Origin of the sequence: Novosphingobium sp. SG754 (assembly GCF_013149315.1) — a bacterium.
In the GTDB taxonomy this organism is placed as follows: domain Bacteria; phylum Pseudomonadota; class Alphaproteobacteria; order Sphingomonadales; family Sphingomonadaceae; genus Novosphingobium; species Novosphingobium capsulatum.
In genome coordinates, this window is record NZ_JABGCC010000002.1 from 23,975 (window position 1) to 42,276 (window position 18,302).

The following is an 18,302-nucleotide window of genomic DNA, read 5'->3' on the forward strand; positions in this document are numbered from 1 at the left end:
CAGGCGGAAGCCGCCGATCAGTCTTGCGGGATGGGAAAGGCGCGCGCGCGCGCGGCGGCATAGCAGGCCTCGACCAGCGCCATGGTCTGCCAGGCATCGTCCACGTGCGTGGCGAGATGGGTGTCCTCGCCGCTGGCGAAGCGCTGGAGATTGCACATCGGGCCGAGGAACGCGTCGGGAAACCAGTGCCCTTGCAGCGGCACCTGCTGCCACTCGCTGCCGCGCCGCACGATCCACAGCTCGTCCGGCTCACCCACCGGATAGTCGAGCAACAGGCCAAGCTTGACCAGCGCGGCGCCTTCGGTGCCTTCTAAGCGAAAGCTGGCATCCTGGAACTGGCGCGCGAAATCGTGGTGGTGGTTGATCGACAGCGTGACGCGCAAGGGCGCCGGGTAATCGAGCAGGATCGTGGTGCGGGTATCGGCCAGCGGGCTGCCGGGATAGCCGAAGCTGCGTGCAAAGACGCCGCTCGGGTTGCCGGCCAGGGCGCGGATCGTGTCGAGATAATGGATCGAGTGGGACACGATCTCCACGCGCGGATTGGGGATCAGGTGCGGAAAGAGGTGCCAAGGCGTGGCCAGGTTGAGATGCACCTCGATCTCCAGCAGCGTGCCGAGATCGCCGCGCGCCAGGCAATCGGCCAGCGCCAGCATCATCGGCGAATAGCGCAACTGGAAATTGACCGCTGCGGTCTGTCCGCGCGCATGCACCGCGTTGCGGATGGCGCGCGCGGCATCGAGATCAAGGCCCATCGGCTTTTGCAGCAGCACGCTGGCGCCGCGTGGCAATGCTTCCAGGATGGCAAGATGCGCCACCGGCGGCGCGGCCACGTCGAACACCGCATCGGCTTTTGCCGCATCGGCCAGCGTGGGGAAGACGGTGCCAATGCCGAACGCATCGGCCAGGGCGCGGGCGCGGTCCTGATCGGGATCGTAGACGCCGTAGACCGGCAGGTCGGCCTTGCGATAGGCGGGCAGATGCGCGTCGTGGGCAATGCCGCCGGTGCCGATCAGCACGATCGGACGGGGCTGGGCGGGGTGGTCCCAGGCCTGGCGCAGCGGGGCGGTCATGCCAGTGCCTCCGCCTGGCGCTGGGCTTGCGCCAGCAGGTCCGCCGTGGTCTGCTCGCCGGTCACCGCCTGGCCCAGCACATCGTCGATGATGTGCGAAAAATCGGCCAGGCGCGTGGTGTGCGGCAGCGCGCGCGCGGACTGGTGCAGCCAGTCGAGGCGGTGGTAATAGGGGATGGCGGCATTGACCGCCGGATCCGCCCAAGTCGAGCGGCGCGTGCCGATGGCACCATGGGTGGTGGTCAGGCGGTCCATCTCGGGCCGGGTGCAATGGCGCAGGAAGTCCCAGGCGAGATCGCGGTGCCTGCTGCCACTGCCGATGCCCAGCACCCAGAACACGTTGAGCGATACCGTGCCACCGCCCTCGCCAGCGGGCAGCGGCGCCACGTCCACCAATCCGCGCACGGCGCTGTCGGGCGCGGTATCGGCATAGGCGGCAAAGCCGAACCAGTTGGCCATCATGGCCACACGTCCGGCGGCGAACAGCATGCCCGATTGCACGCTGTCGGTCTCGCGCGCGCCCGGCGCGATGGCCTGTGTGTCGCGCGCCAGCGTGCGCAGGAAATCGAGCGCCGCATGGGCCTGCGGCGAGGCGAAATCGGGCCAGCCGGCGGGCGTGAAAGGCTCTCCGCCGCGCGACCAGATGTGGATGCAGAAATCGTAGAACCCGTTGTGGCCATCGGGAAACAGCGCCAGCACCGTGCCGCTGACGCCGCTGGCCGGATCGTGCAGGCGGCGGGCGGCGGCGTGGTATTCCTCCCAGGTGCCGGGCACGGCCAGGCCGGCGGCGGCCAGCAGATCCTTGCGATAGACCAGGCATTCCGGGCCATCGTGATAGGGCAGGCCCCAGACGCCGCCGGCGAAGGCCTGCATGGTGGTCAGCGAAGGGCTCCAGCCATGGGGATAGTCGCTGGCCGGCCGCTGCGCGAGCAGAGGCGCCAGATCGGCCAGTTGCCCCATGGCCTGGGCCTGCGCCAGCCAGTCGGTGCACAGGAACGCGATGTCATAGTCGCCGCGCGCCAGGCCGCCTTGCGCAATCGCCTTGTGGTGCAGCGTGTTGAGATCGAGCACGTCCAGCTCGATCCGGGCAGAAACGCCGGTGTGCCGCACGAAATCGGCGAACTGGGCGGCAATGGCGCTTTCGAATGGTGCGAATTCGCGCACCGCGATGCGCAGGACGGTTTCGGTCATCGTGTTTCCCCGCGCTTGCGGTTGCCCAGGGTGTAGATCGCGGCGGCAACGATGATCACCGCGCCTTCGATGATGCCCTGGTAGTTGGCTCCCAGGTTCAGGATGTTGAACCCGTTGGTCAGCGTAAACAGGATCAGCGCCCCGGCAACGGTCTTGATCACGCTGCCTGCTCCGCCATAGAGCGACGTGCCGCCCAGGATCGCCGCGGCGATCACGGTCAGTTCCGCGCCCTGCATGGCCGTGGGGTTGATCGCGCCCAGGCGCGAGCCGAACAGCGCCCCGGCAAAGCCCGCCGCCAGGCTGGAGAGGATGAACGCGCCGAGCCGATAGGCGCGCACGTTGATGCCCGAAAGGCGCGCCGCCTCGGCATTGCCGCCTACCGCCTGGATACGCCGGCCGAGCACGGTCCGCTCCATCACGAACCAGGCGGCGGTCGTGAACAGCAGCAGATAGACGACAGGGGCCGCCACGGTGAAGCGCGGGCCGACCAGGCCGGCCAGCGCCAGCAGCCCCAGGCCGCCCAGCGCCGGAGCAGGCGCCCGGCGTAGCGTCGCGATCGCCAGCGCCACGGCACCGAGTGCGAAGAGCGGCCAGAACAGCGGCACCCGCGCGCTTTCGAACGCCAGCATTTGCGCCAGCACCTGCGGGTCTTCGACCATCAGCGAGCGCCCGTCGGTGACCACCAGGACCAGCCCGCGCACCGCCGTAAGCGTGCCGAGCGTGACGATGAAAGCGTTGATCCCGACGAATTCGACGATCACGCCATTGAGAATGCCGATCATCGCCGCCGTGCACAGCGCGCAGAGCAGCGCGGGAACGAAGCCGATCTGCCCGGCCAGCCCGACCAGCACTGCCGCCGCAAGGGCCGCAACCGATGCCACGCTGAGATCAAACGCGCCGGTGATCAGCATGATCGTCATCGCCACGGCCATGATCCCGACGAGCGAGGCTTGATAGGCGATGTTACCCAGGTTCGCCGGCGCCAGATAGGGCGGCAGGCCGCGGCTGGCAGCGAGCGCCGCCAGAATGCCGAGCAGCGCCAGCAGCGCATAGAATACGCCGGCCTGGCGCAGGCCCAGGCTTTGCCGCCAGGGGATTGAGGCGATCATGCAGGAACTCCATCGCAAGCCGGTGCGCTGCCGCTGGCCAAAAGGGTAAGGTCGATCTCGCTGCTGGTGGCCGGGTCCACGTCGGCCACCACGGCGCCTTCGCGCAGCACCAGGATGCGGTCGCTCAGCGCCAGCAGTTCGGCGAAATCCGAAGAGACCAGCACGATCGCCAGCCCTTCGTCGGCCAGGCGCCGCACCTGTTCGAGAATGTCGACCCGCGCGCCGATGTCGATGCCGGCGGTCGGTTCGTCCAGCAGGAGGACGCGGGTCTGGTCGGTGAGCCACTTGGCCAGCACCACTTTCTGCGCATTGCCGCCCGAAAGGGTGCCGACCGGGCGCTGCGCGTCTTCGGTCTTGATCGCCAGGGCGGCAATCGCGGCCTCGGCCTGTTGCCGTTCGGTGGCGTGATCGATCAGCCAGCCCCGGCGGGGCAGGGCGATGTTTTCGGCCACGCTGAATCCGGCCACAAAGCCCTGGCGCTTGCGATCTTCGGGCACCAGCGCCAGCCCGGCGGCGACGGCGCTGCCGGTATTGGTCACCACGCCCGGCCCCAGCACCGGCGTGCCATCGACCAGCACCGCGCCGCGCGCGCAGGGATCGGCGCCGAACAGGGCGTGCAGCAGCTCGCTGCGCCCGGCGCCGAGCATGCCCGCCAGGCCCAGGATTTCGCCGGCGCGCAGATCGAACGAGATTGGCGCCAGGCCAGCCGGGGATGCCAGATCGCGCACCGCCAGGCGGACGGTTTCGCCGATGCGGCGCGCCCGGCGGGTCAGCCGCGCCACCGCGCGTCCGCTGATCGCGGCGGCCAGAGCGGCTTCGTCGAGGTCTTCGGTGCGGCGGTGAAGCACGTCACGCCCGTCGCGCAGGATCGTCACGCGGTCGGTCAGTGCCAGGATCTCGTCGAGAAAGTGAGAGACGAACACGATCGCCTTGCCTTCCTGGTGGGCCAGGCGGCGCACCACGTCATAGACCGCCTGGCGGTCCTGCGCGGCGAGCGAGGCGGTCGGCTCGTCCATCACCAGCACTTGTGCGCCATCGAGCAGCGCCTGTGCCAGGCTGACCATCTGCCGCGCGCCGATCGGCAGGTTGGCCACCAGGGCATCGAGCGGGAAGGGATTGCCCAGTTGCGCCACGACCGCTTCGGCGCGTGCGCGCTGTTGGCCATCGCGGCGCTGCCAGCCCGGCGCGCCGAGCAGGAGGTTGTCCAGCGCCGACAGCGTCGGCACCAGCGGGATGTGCTGGTACAGCGTGGAAACCCCGCCGCGCCGTGCGTCGGCCGGCCGCCGCCAGCGCACCGGGGCGCCGCGCCACAGGATCGCGCCTTCGGTGGCCGTGGTCGCGCCCGAGAGAATGCCGATCAGGGTGGACTTGCCCGCGCCGTTGGCGCCGAGCAGGCCATGCACTTCACCGGCGCGGATTTCCAGCGAGGCGTCTACCAGCGCCTGCGTGCCGTTGGGATAGCGCTTGGCGATGTGCCGCAGCGCGAGCAGGGGCGGGACGGTCACCATTGGCCAGTGCACCGTTGCGCGCTGGCGCGCGTCACTGCCGGGATCGGGTAGGTGAGGAAGCGCGGCGTGCCCGGTGCGGGCGGATGGGCCAGCGCGCGGAAAGCCAGCGCGCCGAGCGCTTCGGGCTGGAAGCAGACGGTGCCGTCGATCGCCCCGGCCTTGAGCGAGGCCATGGCCAGGCGCGAACCGCCCACGCCGATCAGCCGGGCATGCGATCCGGCCGCGCGCACGGCGCGGGCGCAGCCGATCACCATGTCGTCCGCCTGGTTGAAGAACAGGTCGATGCGCGGGTCGGCTGCCAGCATGTTCTGGCAGGCGGCCTCGCCCCCGTCCGGTGTCCAGTTGCCGGGCTGTGCGGCCACGATGGTGTCGCGCCGGCCGCTGGCGGCAAGGCTGGCGAGAAAGCCACGCGTGCGCTGATCCACTTCGGGAAATCCGGCGGCCCCTTCGACAATTGCGATCCGCGCGGGACGGTCGGCGGGCAGCAGTTGCGCGGCGAGTGTGCCGGCGGCGCGGCCGGCGGCGACTTCGTCTTGCGAAACCAGCGCGGCCAAGCCGGGATAGACATCCTGCACCGCGCGCGTGCGCGGGTCGCCCACCAGCGCGGCCACCGCCACCACCGGCACGCCGGCGGCCTGGGCGCGCTTGACCCAGCCTTGTGCCACGATCGAATCCAGCGGCATGATCGCCACGCCGCGCGGGTGCTGCGCGATCAGGTCATCGATGTCGTTGGCCTGCTTCTGGATATTGGCCTTGCCGTCCACCACCAGGCCTTCGGCACCGGCTTCGCGCGCGGCCTGGCGAAAGCCCTTGGCGATCGCGGCGGCAAAGGGAAAGCTCAGGCCCACGGTCGATAGCGCATAGCGCGGCGCGCCGGGTGGCAGCGGGGCGCCGGCGGCGGCGGCAGCCCCATCGCTGCCGTGGCGCGCCAGCGCAACGAGCGAGAGGCTGCCCACGGCCACGACCAGGGTGGCGGCCAGCAGGGGAAGGGGGCGGATCGGGCGCATTGCGTCAGGCCGCCGCCGAACGGCGATCGACCAGGTAGAGATGCTCGCAGGCGAGCACGGTTTCCTCGCGCTGGTTGCGGATGTCCACCGTCTCGGTCACCACGCCCTGGGCGGTCCGCTTGGGATGGTCGCGCTTGTCGGCAATGCGGGTGATCGTGGTGATCGTGTCGCCGATGTGCACCGGGCGGATGAAGCGCAGGCGATCATAGCCATAGGACATGGCGCGCGGGTTGATCACCGTTGCGGTGAGGCCGATGCCGATGCTGAACACCAGCGTGCCGTGGGCGATGCGCTGGCCAATCTCCTGCGTGGCGCACCAATCCGCATCCATGTGATGCGGAAAAAAGTCTCCGGTGTGGCCTGCATGCACGACGAAATCGGTCTCGGTAATAGTTCGGCCAAAACTTCGCCGTTCCGATCCAAGAACATAGTCTTCGAAAAACTGTTCGATGATCATCGCAGATACCTCTCCGAAAAATCTGCAATAGTATTTTTATATGATTTATATTATTGCTAAGCTGTGATGATCCCGGAGTCAACCGGTGTTGTTCGCCGCGCAGGCAAGAAGGAGGATGGGATGAGCGAGACGACCTTGAAGGGCATGACGTGGGATCACCCGCGCGGTCACGAGCCGCTGGTGGCCGCTTCGCGCGAGTGGGCGCGGCTCACCGGAACGGCGATCGAGTGGGAGCGGCGCTCGCTCCAGGCGTTCGAAACCCATCCGGTGGAAGACCTTGCCCGCGCCTATGACCTGGTGGTGATCGATCATCCCCACGTTGGCATTGCCGCGCAGTCGGGTGCGCTGCTGCCGTTCGCGGGCGGCGATGCCGATGCTGCGGCCGGCAGCGTTGGCGGATCGTATGAAAGCTATGCCTGGGATGGCCGGCAATGGGCGCTGCCGATCGACGCGGCGGCACAGGTCCAGGCCTGGGTGCCTGGTCGCCTGCCCACGCCGCTGCGCGATTGGGGCAGCGTGCTGCGCCACGCGGAGGCTGGCGGCATCGGCCTGCCGCTGCGCGCGCCGCACAGCCTGATGAGCCTGATGACCCTGTGCGGCCTGATGGGCCTGGAGCTGTGCCCGGCGCCGCGCGTGCTGTTTCCCGATGCGGCGGCCGTCGCGGTGAAGCGGCTTTACGCCTTGGCCGAACGCGCTGCCCCAGGCGCGGCCGAAAGCGATCCGATCGCCGTGCTCGAAGCGATGGCCCGCGCGGATTCGCCGCTGGTCGCCGCGCCTTTGATCTATGGCTATGTCAGTTATGCGCAGGACGGGTTTCGGCCAGTGCGGCTGGCGTTCGCCGACCTGGCTCCATGGCAGGGCAGCGCTCCGCGCGGTTCGGTGCTGGGCGGCACCGGCATTGCCGTCTCGCGCCTCGGCCGCGATCCGGAGGGCGCCATGGCCTTTGCCCGCTGGCTCGCCAGTGGCCCAGTGCAGACCGGTATCGTTGCGGCAAATGGCGGGCAACCGGCCCACGCCCAGGCCTGGGCCGACATACCGACCAATGCCGCCACCGGCGACTTCTACCGCGCGACTCGTGCCACGCTGGACCACGCGTGGATTCGCCCGCGCCACGCCGGCTACATGCCGTTCCAGGACGAGGCCTCGGGCCTGATCCTGGCCGCCATTGCGCGCCAAATGCCTGCGGAATCGCTGGTTTCCACGCTCAACCGGGCCTTTGCCGCGAGCGTTCCGTAACGATTGGCAACGCACCAAAGTGTGTTTGTTAAAAAACATCTTGTTCATATACGAACAATCTGCCACATAGTCCACAGCCCTCGCAGAGGGGCGACGAAAGGATTGAGGATATGGCTGCGGCCATGAAAAGCCTGTCTTGCATCATGCTTGCCTGCGCTCTTGCCGGAGGGACAGGCCTGGCCGCACCCGCCGGTGCGCAGCCCGGCATCTCGTCCGATCCCAAGGCTGCCGCCGCGCAGATCGCCCGGATGGATCGTGAGGTCGCCGGGGGGCGGTTCAAGGCGGACTGGTCGTCTCTGGCCAACTATCGCGTGCCGGAATGGTACCGCGACGCCAAGTTCGGGATATTCGTCCATTGGGGCGTGTATGCGGTGCCGGCCTCGGGCAGCGAATGGTACTCGCGCAACATGTATGTGCCGGGCCACGCCGATTTCGTGCACCAGCGCGCGACCTATGGCGATCAATCCGTCGCCGGTTACAAGGACTTCATTCCCCAGTTCCGCGGCCAGCGCTTCGATCCGGCGGCGTGGATGGCCTTGTTCAAGCATGCCGGCGCGCGCTACGTCGTGCCGGTGGCCGAGCATTGCGACGGCTTCTCGATGTATGGCTCGGCGATCAACCGCTGGAATGCCGTGGCGATGGGGCCGCAGCGCGACGTGGTGGGCGAGATTGCCAAGGCCGCCCGCGCCGCCAACCTGCACTTTGGCCTGTCTTCACACCGCGCCGAACACTGGTGGTGGTATGGCCAGGCGCCTGCCGGCAGCGACGTGTGGAACCCGGCCTATGCCGATCTCTATGGTCCGGCCTCGCCGCGCACCCTGCCGGGCAGCGATGCCAGCGCGGAGCCCGATCCCAACCATCTCGAACAGTGGAACCCGCCGTCCAAGGCCTTTCTTGACGATTGGCTCGCGCGCACGGGTGAAGTGATCGAGAAGTACAATCCTGAATTCGTCTATCTCGACTGGTGGATCAACCAGCCCGCCTTCGCGCCTTACTTGCAGCGTCTTGCCGCCTATTACTATGACAGCGCGGCACGGCGCGGGGTCGGCCCGGTGCTGGCCTATAAGGAAGAGGCGTTTCCCGCTGGTTCGGCGCTGTTCGATATCGAGCGCGGCCGGCTCGATGCGCTGCGCCTGCTGCCCTGGCAGACCGATACCTCGGTCAGCATCAACAGTTGGGGCTATGTCGAGAACGACAAGTATCGCACCGCTGCCAGCCTGGTGGCGACGCTGGCCGATGTCGTTTCGAAGAACGGCAACCTGCTGCTCAATGTCGGGCCCAAGGCCGATGGCACGATCCCGGCCGAAGCGGCCAGGGTGCTCGACGAAATCGGCGGCTGGCTGTCGGTCAATGGCGAGGCGGTCTACGGCACGCGGCCGTGGGTGATGTTCGGGGAAGGACCCACGCGCAACGCGGTCGGCTCGCTCAAGGAAGGGGGCGATCCCACCTATACCCCGGCCGACATCCGCTTCACCACGCGTGACGGGCGGCTCTACGCGCTGGGTCTGGCCCATCCGGCCGACGGCGCGGTGCGCATCGGCGTGCTCTATGCCGGCAATCCCTATGCGCCGCCGGTCAAGGCCGTGCATCTGCTCGGCAGCACTGCGCCGCTCGCCTGGCGCCAGGAGAAGGATGGCCTGCATGTCACGCTGCCGGCCACCGGCGCCAAGGCCGACATGCCCTATGCGCTGCGCATCGAGTTTTCGCCCCCGAACAAGACGTGACGGGGCACTTGCACACCACAAGCTGACACAAGTTTGGGATAATGGGGAGGTTTAGCAATGAAGAACGTGGGAGCCTATCTCTGCACCGCCGCGCTCGGTGCCCTGGTCATGCCGGCGGGCTCCGCCCTGGCGCAGACCGCGCCGGCAGCGGCCAAGGCGACGACTGACGCCAAGGATGAAACCGTTGCCGACGCCATCGTTGTCAGCGGGGTCCGCGCCAGCTTGCGCAGCGCGCAGGATCGCAAGGCAAATGCCAGCCAGATCGTGGATTCGATCGTGGCCGAGGATATCGGCAAGCTGCCCGACCAGAACACCACCGATGCGCTGCAGCGCGTGACGGGCGTGCAGATCGAGCGCGACTATGGCGAAGGGTCGACCGTCTACGTGCGCGGCCTGGCCCAAGTGAACACCACGCTCAACGGCCGCGAGATCTTCACCGCGCAAGGCGCCCGTGGCCTCAACCTCCAGGATATTCCGGCCGAACTGCTCGCCGGGCTGGATGTCTACAAGTCGCCCTCGGCCAACCAGATCGAAGGTGGCCTGGGTGGCCTGATCGACTTGCGCACGCGCCGGCCGCTCGATTTCAAGGGCCTGACCGTGGCCGGCAACATCCGCGGCATCTATTCCGACCTGGCCAAGGAACTGACCCCGGCCGTCTCGGGCCTGATCGCCGATCGCTGGGACACCGGCGCGGGTGAGATCGGCGCGCTGGTCAGCGTGTCGTACCAGGAGCGCAAGTTCCGCTCAGACCTGATTTCCACCGGCACCCCGGCCAGCAGCACCACGATCGTGCCCGGCCAGACGGTGGTCGCTCCCAACGGCGCCTATGACGTGACGCCCTATGGCGATCGCCGCCGCCTGGGCATCAGCGGCACCTTGCAGTGGAAGCCCACGCCCAACCTCGAAATCTATTTCGAAGGCCAGTACGCGCGCTTCAACAACCTCAACGACAACTACGGCGCTTCAGTTGGCCTTGGTGGCTTGACCGCAGAGCCGGGCGCGACGGTGGCCGCCAATGGCGACGTGACCAAGGCGACCTATCTCAACGCCCCGCTCACCGTACTGTCTTATGCCTATGACACGCGCGACCGGATGACCCAGTTTGCCGGGGGCGGCAAGTGGACCAACGACAAGCTGACCGTGTCCACTGACATCAGCTATACCAAAGCCACCGGCAGCGTGGTGTTCAACAGCGGCTTCACCGGCGCCACGATCCCGCGCTTCTCGGTGGACAACACCGCGTTCGTGCCGGGTTCGAGCGCTAATGGCTATGACCTGCTGAGCCAGTCGAACACCAACTTCCAGTTCCTGCTCTACCAGGGCACGCAGAACAAGGCGGACCAGTTCGCCGGCACGCTGGATGCGTCCTATGCGGTGGACAGCGGCTTCCTCAAGTCGATCGACGTCGGCTTCCGCTACGGCAACCGCACGGCGCAATCCAACCAGACCAGCTTCTTCCTGTTCAGCGGCGCGCCCGGCACCGCTGCGCCCTCGATCCTGGCTGCCAACCCGGCCGGCGATTTCTTCAGCAAGTCTTCGCGCGGTACGCCGCTGCTGTCCAACTACCTGGTCATTCCCGTGCCGCTGCTGCGCGATCATCTGAGCGAAGTGCAGACCGCGCTGGGCTTTGACGCCACCGATCCGGTGAACGGGCCGCTGGCGTTCTATCGCGTCAGCGAAAAGACCACCGCGCTCTATGCCATGGCGCGCTTCGGCTCGCCCAGCGGGCTGGTCGATGGCAATGTCGGGTTGCGCTATGTCCATACCCAGACCGCGCTCAACGGCAACCGCACGCTGTCGGGCGGCGGCGTCGGGCCGATCCAGGTCAATTCCAGCTATGACGACTTCCTGCCTTCGGCCAACATCCGCTTCAACCTGACCGACAAGCTCAAGCTGCGTCTGGCCGCGTCCAAGGTCGTCACCCGCCCGAACTTCAGCGATCTTTCGCCGTCGCTGACGCTCAATTCGGTGCAGCAGAACGGGTCGGCCGGCAATCCCTACCTCAAGCCGCTCAAGGCCGACCAGCTCGACGCGTCGCTGGAATACTACTTCGCGCGCGGCAGCTCGATCTATGGTGCGCTGTTCTACAAGAAGGTGCGCAACTTCATCTCGGTCAATCCCTCGGTCGAGGTCTACGACGGCATCACCTATACGATCAGCCGCCCGGACAACAACCAGGGCGGGGAGATCAAGGGCGCCGAAGTGGGGTATCAGCAGTTCTTCGATTTCCTGCCCGGCGCGCTGTCGGGCCTGGGGATCCAGGCGAACTATACCTACGTGGACAGCAAGACGACCTCTTCGATCGTCGGCCAGACGACCCCGCTCCAGGGCTTGTCGAAGCACACCTACAACCTGGTGGGGATGTACGAGAAGTACGGCGTTTCGGCCCGCGTCGCCTACAACTGGCGCAGCACCTACTTCGACAGCACCTATCTGTTCAACGGGGTGGGGCAGCCGAGCTTCCGCCGCGGCTATGGCTGGCTGGCCGCTTCGCTCAGCTATGACGTGACGCCCAACGTCACGATCAGCCTGGAAGGCAACAACCTGACGCGCGTGATCCGCCGGTCCTATTACAACAACATGGATACCCGGCCGCACGAAACCCAAATCGACGATCGCCAGATCATCTTCGGGGTTCGCTTCAAGTTGTGATGCCTCCGCGCATCGGGCAGGCTGGCATCCGGCCGGCCCGATGCGCGGCCCAGACAAAGGCCTGCCATGCCGTCCAAGCGTGACTTCGATGCTGTATTTCCGGGCCTGATGGTGGATCGCCGCTCGGCCCTGCTGGGCGGATCGGCGGCACTGTTGTGCACGGGCACCGCGCCTGGCACCGGCCACGCCGCGACGGTCGATCCGCAAGCGAGCGCCTGGGGCGAGGCATTCGACCGCCCTCCGCCCGAGGCCGGACCGGGTGTCTACTGGTACTGGCTCGATGGCGCAGTCAGCGCGGCCGGGATCACGGCCGATCTTGAAGGCATGCACGCCAACGGCATCACCACGGCGATGGTCTTTGCCATTGGCGCCTCGGCCAAGCCGCCGCTGGTCGATCCGCCGGCCGATGCACTCACGCCGCAATGGTGGGGCCTGATCGATCACGCCGTGGCCGAGGCGGAGCGGCTGGGGATTACGCTGTCGCTCAACATCTGCGATGGCTGGGCTACGGCGAGCGGCCCCTGGGTCACGCCCGACCTGTCGATGCAGGTGCTGACCTGGTCCGACACGCGCGCCACGGCCGGGCAGGGCGCGATCCGCCTGGCCACCCCGCCGATGCGGCGCAACTGGTATCGCGACGTGGCGGTGCTGGCATTTCCCTGGCCGGAAGCGCTGGACGAGACGAGCGCACGGCGCCATCCGCGCGTTTCCACCACCTTGCCGCTGGCCGGGCCACCGCTCGCGCGCCTGCTCGATCCCGGCAACGACGAGGACGTGTTCGACACCACCCAGGCCGGCCAGATCGACGTGGCTTTCGACCAGCCGTTCACGCTGCGCTCGGTCACCGTGCGCACGCCGTCGCCCTGGGGCTATTCCCCCGGCGTCTATCGCGCGGCCAATGCGCTGCGCGTGGAAGCAAGCGAGGATGGCGTCACGTTCCGTCCCGTTGGCCGGCTGGAATATCCCCAGCATGGCTGGCAGACCGACCTGACCACGCTGACCCACGCCTTGCCCGAAACCACCGCGCGCGTGTTCCGCTTCGTGCACGAGCCGCAGGCGCCCGGCCCCTATTTCGAGAATTACGATTTCGGGCAGGACGTGCGCCTGCGCCTGTTCAGCCTGGAGCTTTCGTCCCGGCCGGAAATCCACCAGATCGTGGGCAAGACGGCGGCGCAATGGTCGATCAGCCGCCGCACCGATGCGCGCGACGTGCCCGATGCGGTCTGCGTCGATCCGGCCAAGGTGCTCGACCTGACCGACAGGCTGGCGGCCGATGGCACGCTCGACTGGACTCCACCGCCCGGCCGCTGGCGCATCCTGCGCCTGGGCCACACCAGCAATGGCCGCGAGAACTCCGCCGCCGGGGGTGCGCAGGGGCTGGAAGTCGATCGCTTCAACGCGGCGGCAGTGACCATGCAGTTCGATCGCTGGTTCGGCGCCGCGCTCGATCGCATCGGCCCGGCGCGCGCGGGCAAAGTGTTGAACACGGTGCATGTCGATAGCTGGGAAGCCAGCGGGCAAAACTGGACGGCGGATTTTCCTGCCCGGTTCCAGGCCTTGCGCGGCTATGCCCTGCGCGTCTGGCTGCCGGTGCTGGCCGGCGTGCCGGTCGGCAGCGCAGAGCAGAGCGAGGCGGTACTGCACGATTTCCGGCAGACCGTGGCCGATCTTACGCAAAGCGCGTTCTTCGAAACCATCGCGCGCCTGGCCCATGCACGCGGCTGCCGCTTCAGCGGGGAGCCGGCCAGCCCGACCTATGCCGTGGACGGCTTGCGCTGGGCAGAGGCGACCGATGTGCCGATGGGCGAATTCTGGCTGCGCACGCCGCGCAACGACAAGCCGACCGATGTGGCCGATGCGGTTTCGGGCGGGCGCATCTATGGCAAGCGGATCATTGCCACGGAAAGCTTCACCGAGAACGACATTCTCTGGGACGAGCACCCCGCGATGCTCAAGCCCTTGGGCGATCGGCACTATTGCCGGGGCATCAACCGCTTCATGCTGCACGTCTATACCGCGCAGCCGTTTCTCGATCGCTCGCCGGGGCTGACGCTCAACGGTATCGGCACGATGTTCAGCCGCACCCAGACCTGGTGGAGCCAGGCGCGCGGCTGGTTCGATTACCTGCGCCGCTGCCAGGCAGTGTTGCAACGCGGCCTGCCGGTAAGCGACGTGGCCGTGTTCACCGGGGAAGACATTCCCAACCGCGCGCTCTTGCCGCACCAGTTGGACGCGCCATTGCCGGCCGGCGTGGCCTATGACTCGATCAACCGCGATGCGCTGGTGCGCCTGGCGCGGGTGGAGCAGGGCGCGATCGTACTGCCCGGCGGCATGCGCTATCGCCTGCTCGTGCTGCGCGCGGGAGCGCGCTATTCCAGCGGCTTCCTCGCCGCACTCGAACGCCTGGTGCGGGCGGGCGCCACGGTGCTGGCACCGCCGCCGCTTGGTGCCGTCGGGCGAGAAGCCGATCCCGCGGCGTTCGTTGCGCAGTGCCGCCGGCTCTGGCTGGATGCCGGACGTCAGGGCGAAACCCGGCTGGGCGCTGGGCGCGTGGTCTGGGGGCAAAGCCCTGCGCATGTCCTGGCCAGCCTGGGGATCGCGGGCGATCTTCTGGCGAACGATGCGGCGGGGCTCGAATGGACTCATCGCCGCGAGGCGGGGGTCGATGTCTATTTCCTGGCCAACACCGGCGGTGCCGCGCTCGATACCGAAGTATCCTTGCGCGTGACCGCGCGCGCCGTGGCGCTGTGGGATGCGCTGGAAGGGCAGCGCCTGCCGGCACCCGCCTGGCGGAATGTCGCCGGGCGCACGGTCCTGCCGCTGCGCCTGGCGCCGGGGGAAAGCCGGTTCATCGTTCTGAGCGACGGCGGCGTGGCACCGCATCTCGCACAGGCCCATCTCGCGGCCGGGCAAAGCCTGGAATGGCGCGGTGAGCGGCTGGTCATGGCCGGGGCTGGAGAAGCTCGGCTGCTGCGCAGCGACGGGCGCCGCCTGGCACCGGTGGCGCTGGCCATGCCCCCGGCAATCGAACTCGACCAGCCCTGGACGCTCAGCTTTGCCGGTTGGCGCGCCCCGCCCGAGCGGCTGACGCTGAAGCAGCCCGCGCTGTGGAGCGACCTTGCCCCCGATCGCGTGCGCTTCCATGCCGGATCGGGCACCTATGCCACGCAGATCGACCTGCCGCGCCACCTACTGGTGCGCGATATCCGCCTGATGCTCGATCTGGGCGCAGTGCATGCCATGGTCGAAGTCACGGTCAACGGGCGCTTGGCCGGCCGGCGCTGGATCGCACCCTTCCGGCTGGACATCACCGCATTCTTGCGGCCGGGACGTAACACGATCGCCATCACCGTCACCAACACCTGGCACAACCGCCTGGTGGGCGATCGCGTCTTGCCCGAAGCGGAGCGGGTTGCCTGGGTCTATCCCAAGCTGCGCGGCACCAAGGACTGGCTGCCGGCCCGCGATGCGCCGCTGCTGCCGGCGGGCCTGGCCGGTCCGGTCCGGATCGTGGCTGAGCCACTTGTGGACATTCCGGTCTAATGAGGCTGGACCGTCGCACCGCGCTGGCCGCGATCGGCGCGACGCCGCTGGTGGCCGGCGCCGGCAGGGCGCATTCTCTGCCACCGGGTGATCTGCTGGCGCAAGACTTGCGCGTGGAAGGGGTGGCCGAGCCCGCGGGGCTCGACCTGCTGCGTCCGCGCTTTTCCTGGGGCCTTGCCGCGCGCGATCCAAGCGCGCGCGGCCTGGTGCAGCGCGGGTTCGAACTGATCGGCGGCACCGATCGCGCCCGCGTGGCTGCTGGCCAGGGCGCCCGCTGGGCCGGATCGCCCGCCGCCGGCGGGCAGACTCTGGTGGTGCCGACAGCGGACTTGGCGCTCGACAGCCACCGCCGCTATTGGTGGGCGGTCCGCGTATTCGATGCGGCGGGGCGGCCGGGCGCCTGGAGCGCGCCCGCCGCGTTCCTCACCGGGGTGCTCGAGCTGGCGCGCTGGCCCGACCGCTGGATCGCGGCGGAGCCCGACCCGGTTCTGCCGCCGCACCGCCAGGGGCAGGCGAGCCCAGCCATGGTGCCCGCCCGGCCGCTGCCGATCCTGCGTCGGCCCTTGCGCCTGGCGTCGCCGCCGCGCCGGGCCGTGTTGTCGGTCTGCGGCTTGGGCCAATATCGCCTGGCGATCAACGGGCAGGCCGTGGTGCATGCGGCGCTGACGCCGGGGTGGACCAACTACCGCCGCCGCGCGCTTTATGACACGCACGATGTCACGGCCCTGCTGCACGCTGGCGACAATGTCCTGGCGCTGATGCTGGGCAACGGCATGTACAATGTAGAGGCCAAGGAGGGCCGCTACACCAAGTTCCTCGACAGCTTCGGCCGGCCCAAGGCGATTCTGGCGATGACCATCGAGCATGCCGATGGCCGGATCGAGCACATTGCCAGCGATGGGCAATGGCGTTGGCGGGAAGGGCCGATCCGCTTTTCCTCGATCTATGGCGGCGAGGACTGGGACGCGCGCCTGGTGCCGCCCGCTTGGATGGAACCTGGCTACGACGATCGCGACTGGCAGCCGGTAGTGGCCGTGCCGGGGCCGGGCGGGATGCTCCGCGCCGGGCTGGTGCCGCCGGTGGTCGCCGCGCGCACTCTGGCGCCGGTGGCGATCACGGCCGTGGCGCCCGATGTGCTGCTGGTCGATTTCGGCGTCAACTTCGCCGGTCGGCCCCGCCTGATGATCGAGGCGCCGGCCGGTGCCACGCTGACCATCCTGCCCGGCGAGACGCTGGACGAACAGGGCCGGGTCAGCCAGCGCAGCTTCAACGCCGGGCCGGGCAACCGCGTGGCGTTCACCCATGTCAGCACCGGGCGCGGGGTCGAAGCGTTCGAGCCGCTGTTCAGCTATCACGGCTTTCGCTGGCTGGAATTGCGCGGCCTGCTGCGCGCCGCGATCCATGCGGTCGAAGGCGTGGTGCTCCACGCCGATCTTGCGCGCGTCGGCCGGTTCCAGGCCGATGATCCCTTGCTCAACGCCATCCATGGGCTGATCGACCAGGCCGTGACCAGCAACATGGTTTCGGTCCTCACCGATTGCCCGCACCGCGAAAAGCTGGGCTGGCTGGAACAGACCTATCTCAACGCGCCCACGGTGCTCTACAACCGCGATGCCGCGCCGCTTTATGACAAGCTGGTGCACGACATCGCCGAGGCGCAGCAGGCCGATGGCATGGTGCCGGGCATCGCGCCGGAATATGTCGCCTTCCAGGACGAGCAGGGGCAGGACCAGGTCTGGCGCAATTCCCCCGAATGGGGCGCGGCGGCGGTGCTGGCACCCTGGGCGGCCTATCGCTTTTGCGGCGACGCCACCGTGCTGGTGGCGGCCTGGCCGGCGGCGCAACGCTATTGCGCCTATCTCGCGCAGCGGGCGCGGGATGGCATCGTCGATTTCGGCATGGGCGATTGGTACGATGTCGGCCCCAACGATCCGGGCGAGGCGCAACTGACCTCGCGCGCGCTGGTCGGCACGGCCACTTATATTGCCTGCTTGCAGACGATGGCCAAGATCGCCGCGCGGATCGGGGCGGTTGCGGATTACGCCGCACTGGCGGTGCAGGTTACGCAGCATTTCAACGCGCGCTTTCTCGATCCCGCCACCGGCCGCTACGAACGGGGCAGCCAGACGGCGCAAGCCATGCCGCTGGCGCTCGGCCTGGTGCCCCAGGCGCAGCGTGCCGCGGCGCTCGACCGGCTGATCGCGGCGATTCGGCGCGAAGGCAATGGCGTTACCGCCGGGGACATCGGCTATCGCTACGTGCTGGAGGCGCTGGCTGCGGCCGGGCGTGACGATGTGATCCTGGCCATGCTGCGGGTGCGCGATCGCCCCGGCTATGCCCTGCAACTGGCGCGCGGGGCCACCGCGCTGACCGAGGCGTGGGACGCCAATCCCACCAAGTCGCTCAACCATTTCATGCTCGGCCATGCCGAGGACTGGTTCTATCGGCGCCTGGGCGGGCTGGACATCGATCACGCGCGAGGCGGGGACGCGGCCTTGCGCCTCGCGCCGCAGATGCCGGCCGATATCCCGGCGGCCGAGGCCAGCTATCGCCTGCGCGAGGGCGTTCTGTCCTGCGCCTGGCGACGCGAGGCAGGCCACCTCGCCGTGACCGTCTCCGTGCCGCCGGGGCGCCAGGCGCGGCTGGTCTTGCCGGGGCTGCCCGCCAGCGACTGGCGCGAACAGGGCCTGGCCCCGGCGCGCGTGCCGGGCGTGCTCGGTTTCGCGAGCGAGGAGGCCGGCCAGGCCATCACGCTCGGCTCCGGCCGCTATCGCTGGACCGCCCACGACCCTGGTTGAGTACGCGG

General features: G+C 68.4%; 11 protein-coding genes. 5 read left to right on the forward strand and 6 right to left on the reverse strand.

Annotation, left to right across the window (positions count from 1 at the left end):
* Positions 1 to 17: 17 nt before the first annotated feature.
* Genes FHW97_RS04765 through FHW97_RS04790 form a run of 6 tightly spaced genes read right to left on the reverse strand, consistent with a single transcriptional unit; the run spans position 18 to position 6,341 of the window.
* Positions 18 to 1,070: a Gfo/Idh/MocA family protein gene (locus FHW97_RS04765; RefSeq protein ID WP_171798239.1), complete on the reverse strand. Its 1,053-nt coding sequence runs from the start codon at positions 1,068 to 1,070 to the stop codon at positions 18 to 20.
* Entirely contained in the window at positions 1,067 to 2,260 is a 1,194-nt protein-coding gene (locus FHW97_RS04770; protein ID WP_169041157.1) for an extracellular solute-binding protein, read from the reverse strand. The genes FHW97_RS04765 and FHW97_RS04770 overlap by 4 nt, the downstream gene beginning before the upstream one ends.
* Entirely contained in the window at positions 2,257 to 3,369 is a 1,113-nt protein-coding gene (locus FHW97_RS04775) for an ABC transporter permease (protein WP_171798240.1), read from the reverse strand. The genes FHW97_RS04770 and FHW97_RS04775 overlap by 4 nt, the downstream gene beginning before the upstream one ends.
* Positions 3,366 to 4,877: a sugar ABC transporter ATP-binding protein gene (locus FHW97_RS04780; protein WP_171798241.1), complete on the reverse strand. Its 1,512-nt coding sequence runs from the start codon at positions 4,875 to 4,877 to the stop codon at positions 3,366 to 3,368. Before FHW97_RS04780 ends, FHW97_RS04775 begins: the two co-directional genes overlap by 4 nt.
* Entirely contained in the window at positions 4,871 to 5,884 is a 1,014-nt protein-coding gene (locus tag FHW97_RS04785; RefSeq protein ID WP_171798242.1) for a sugar ABC transporter substrate-binding protein, read from the reverse strand. The genes FHW97_RS04780 and FHW97_RS04785 overlap by 7 nt, the downstream gene beginning before the upstream one ends.
* Before the next feature lie 4 nt (positions 5,885 to 5,888).
* A complete protein-coding gene (locus tag FHW97_RS04790; RefSeq protein WP_022674682.1) occupies positions 5,889 to 6,341 on the reverse strand; it encodes a MaoC/PaaZ C-terminal domain-containing protein in 453 nt (150 codons plus the stop codon).
* A 120-nt stretch (positions 6,342 to 6,461) separates the two neighbouring features.
* Here FHW97_RS04790 and FHW97_RS04795 point away from each other — a divergent pair, with 120 nt between their 5' ends.
* The 5 genes from FHW97_RS04795 to FHW97_RS04815 all read left to right on the forward strand — a co-directional run bounded on the left by FHW97_RS04795 (position 6,462) and on the right by FHW97_RS04815 (position 18,294).
* Entirely contained in the window at positions 6,462 to 7,577 is a 1,116-nt protein-coding gene (locus tag FHW97_RS04795; RefSeq protein WP_171798243.1) for a carbohydrate ABC transporter substrate-binding protein, read from the forward strand.
* A gap of 110 nt (positions 7,578 to 7,687) precedes the next feature.
* The gene (locus tag FHW97_RS04800) at positions 7,688 to 9,301 is read left to right on the forward strand and encodes an alpha-L-fucosidase (RefSeq protein ID WP_216647659.1); all 1,614 of its coding nucleotides are present in this window, start codon (positions 7,688 to 7,690) and stop codon (positions 9,299 to 9,301) included.
* Between the two features lie 57 nt (positions 9,302 to 9,358).
* On the forward strand, positions 9,359 to 11,953 hold the full coding sequence (locus tag FHW97_RS04805; protein ID WP_171798244.1) for a TonB-dependent receptor: 2,595 nt from the start codon (positions 9,359 to 9,361) through the stop codon (positions 11,951 to 11,953).
* Between the two features lie 66 nt (positions 11,954 to 12,019).
* Positions 12,020 to 15,496 (forward strand): glycosyl hydrolase, encoded by a 3,477-nt coding sequence (locus FHW97_RS04810; protein WP_171798245.1) that lies wholly within the window; start codon positions 12,020 to 12,022, stop codon positions 15,494 to 15,496.
* A complete protein-coding gene (locus FHW97_RS04815; RefSeq protein ID WP_171798246.1) occupies positions 15,496 to 18,294 on the forward strand; it encodes an alpha-L-rhamnosidase in 2,799 nt (932 codons plus the stop codon). The genes FHW97_RS04810 and FHW97_RS04815 overlap by 1 nt, the downstream gene beginning before the upstream one ends.
* Positions 18,295 to 18,302: the final 8 nt, after the last annotated feature.

Excerpts from the sequence above, each read along its gene's own strand:
- FHW97_RS04765 (WP_171798239.1), bottom strand. The coding sequence starts at position 1,070 with ATGACCGCCCCGCTGCGCCAGGCCTGGGACCACCCCGCCCAGCCCCGT.
- FHW97_RS04770 (WP_169041157.1), bottom strand. The coding sequence starts at position 2,260 with ATGACCGAAACCGTCCTGCGCATCGCGGTGCGCGAATTCGCACCATTC.
- FHW97_RS04775 (WP_171798240.1), bottom strand. The coding sequence starts at position 3,369 with ATGATCGCCTCAATCCCCTGGCGGCAAAGCCTGGGCCTGCGCCAGGCC.
- FHW97_RS04780 (WP_171798241.1), bottom strand. The coding sequence starts at position 4,877 with ATGGTGACCGTCCCGCCCCTGCTCGCGCTGCGGCACATCGCCAAGCGC.
- FHW97_RS04785 (WP_171798242.1), bottom strand. The coding sequence starts at position 5,884 with ATGCGCCCGATCCGCCCCCTTCCCCTGCTGGCCGCCACCCTGGTCGTG.
- FHW97_RS04790 (WP_022674682.1), bottom strand. The coding sequence starts at position 6,341 with ATGATCATCGAACAGTTTTTCGAAGACTATGTTCTTGGATCGGAACGG.
- FHW97_RS04795 (WP_171798243.1), top strand. The coding sequence starts at position 6,462 with ATGAGCGAGACGACCTTGAAGGGCATGACGTGGGATCACCCGCGCGGT.
- FHW97_RS04800 (WP_216647659.1), top strand. The coding sequence starts at position 7,688 with ATGGCTGCGGCCATGAAAAGCCTGTCTTGCATCATGCTTGCCTGCGCT.
- FHW97_RS04805 (WP_171798244.1), top strand. The coding sequence starts at position 9,359 with ATGAAGAACGTGGGAGCCTATCTCTGCACCGCCGCGCTCGGTGCCCTG.
- FHW97_RS04810 (WP_171798245.1), top strand. The coding sequence starts at position 12,020 with ATGCCGTCCAAGCGTGACTTCGATGCTGTATTTCCGGGCCTGATGGTG.
- FHW97_RS04815 (WP_171798246.1), top strand. The coding sequence starts at position 15,496 with ATGAGGCTGGACCGTCGCACCGCGCTGGCCGCGATCGGCGCGACGCCG.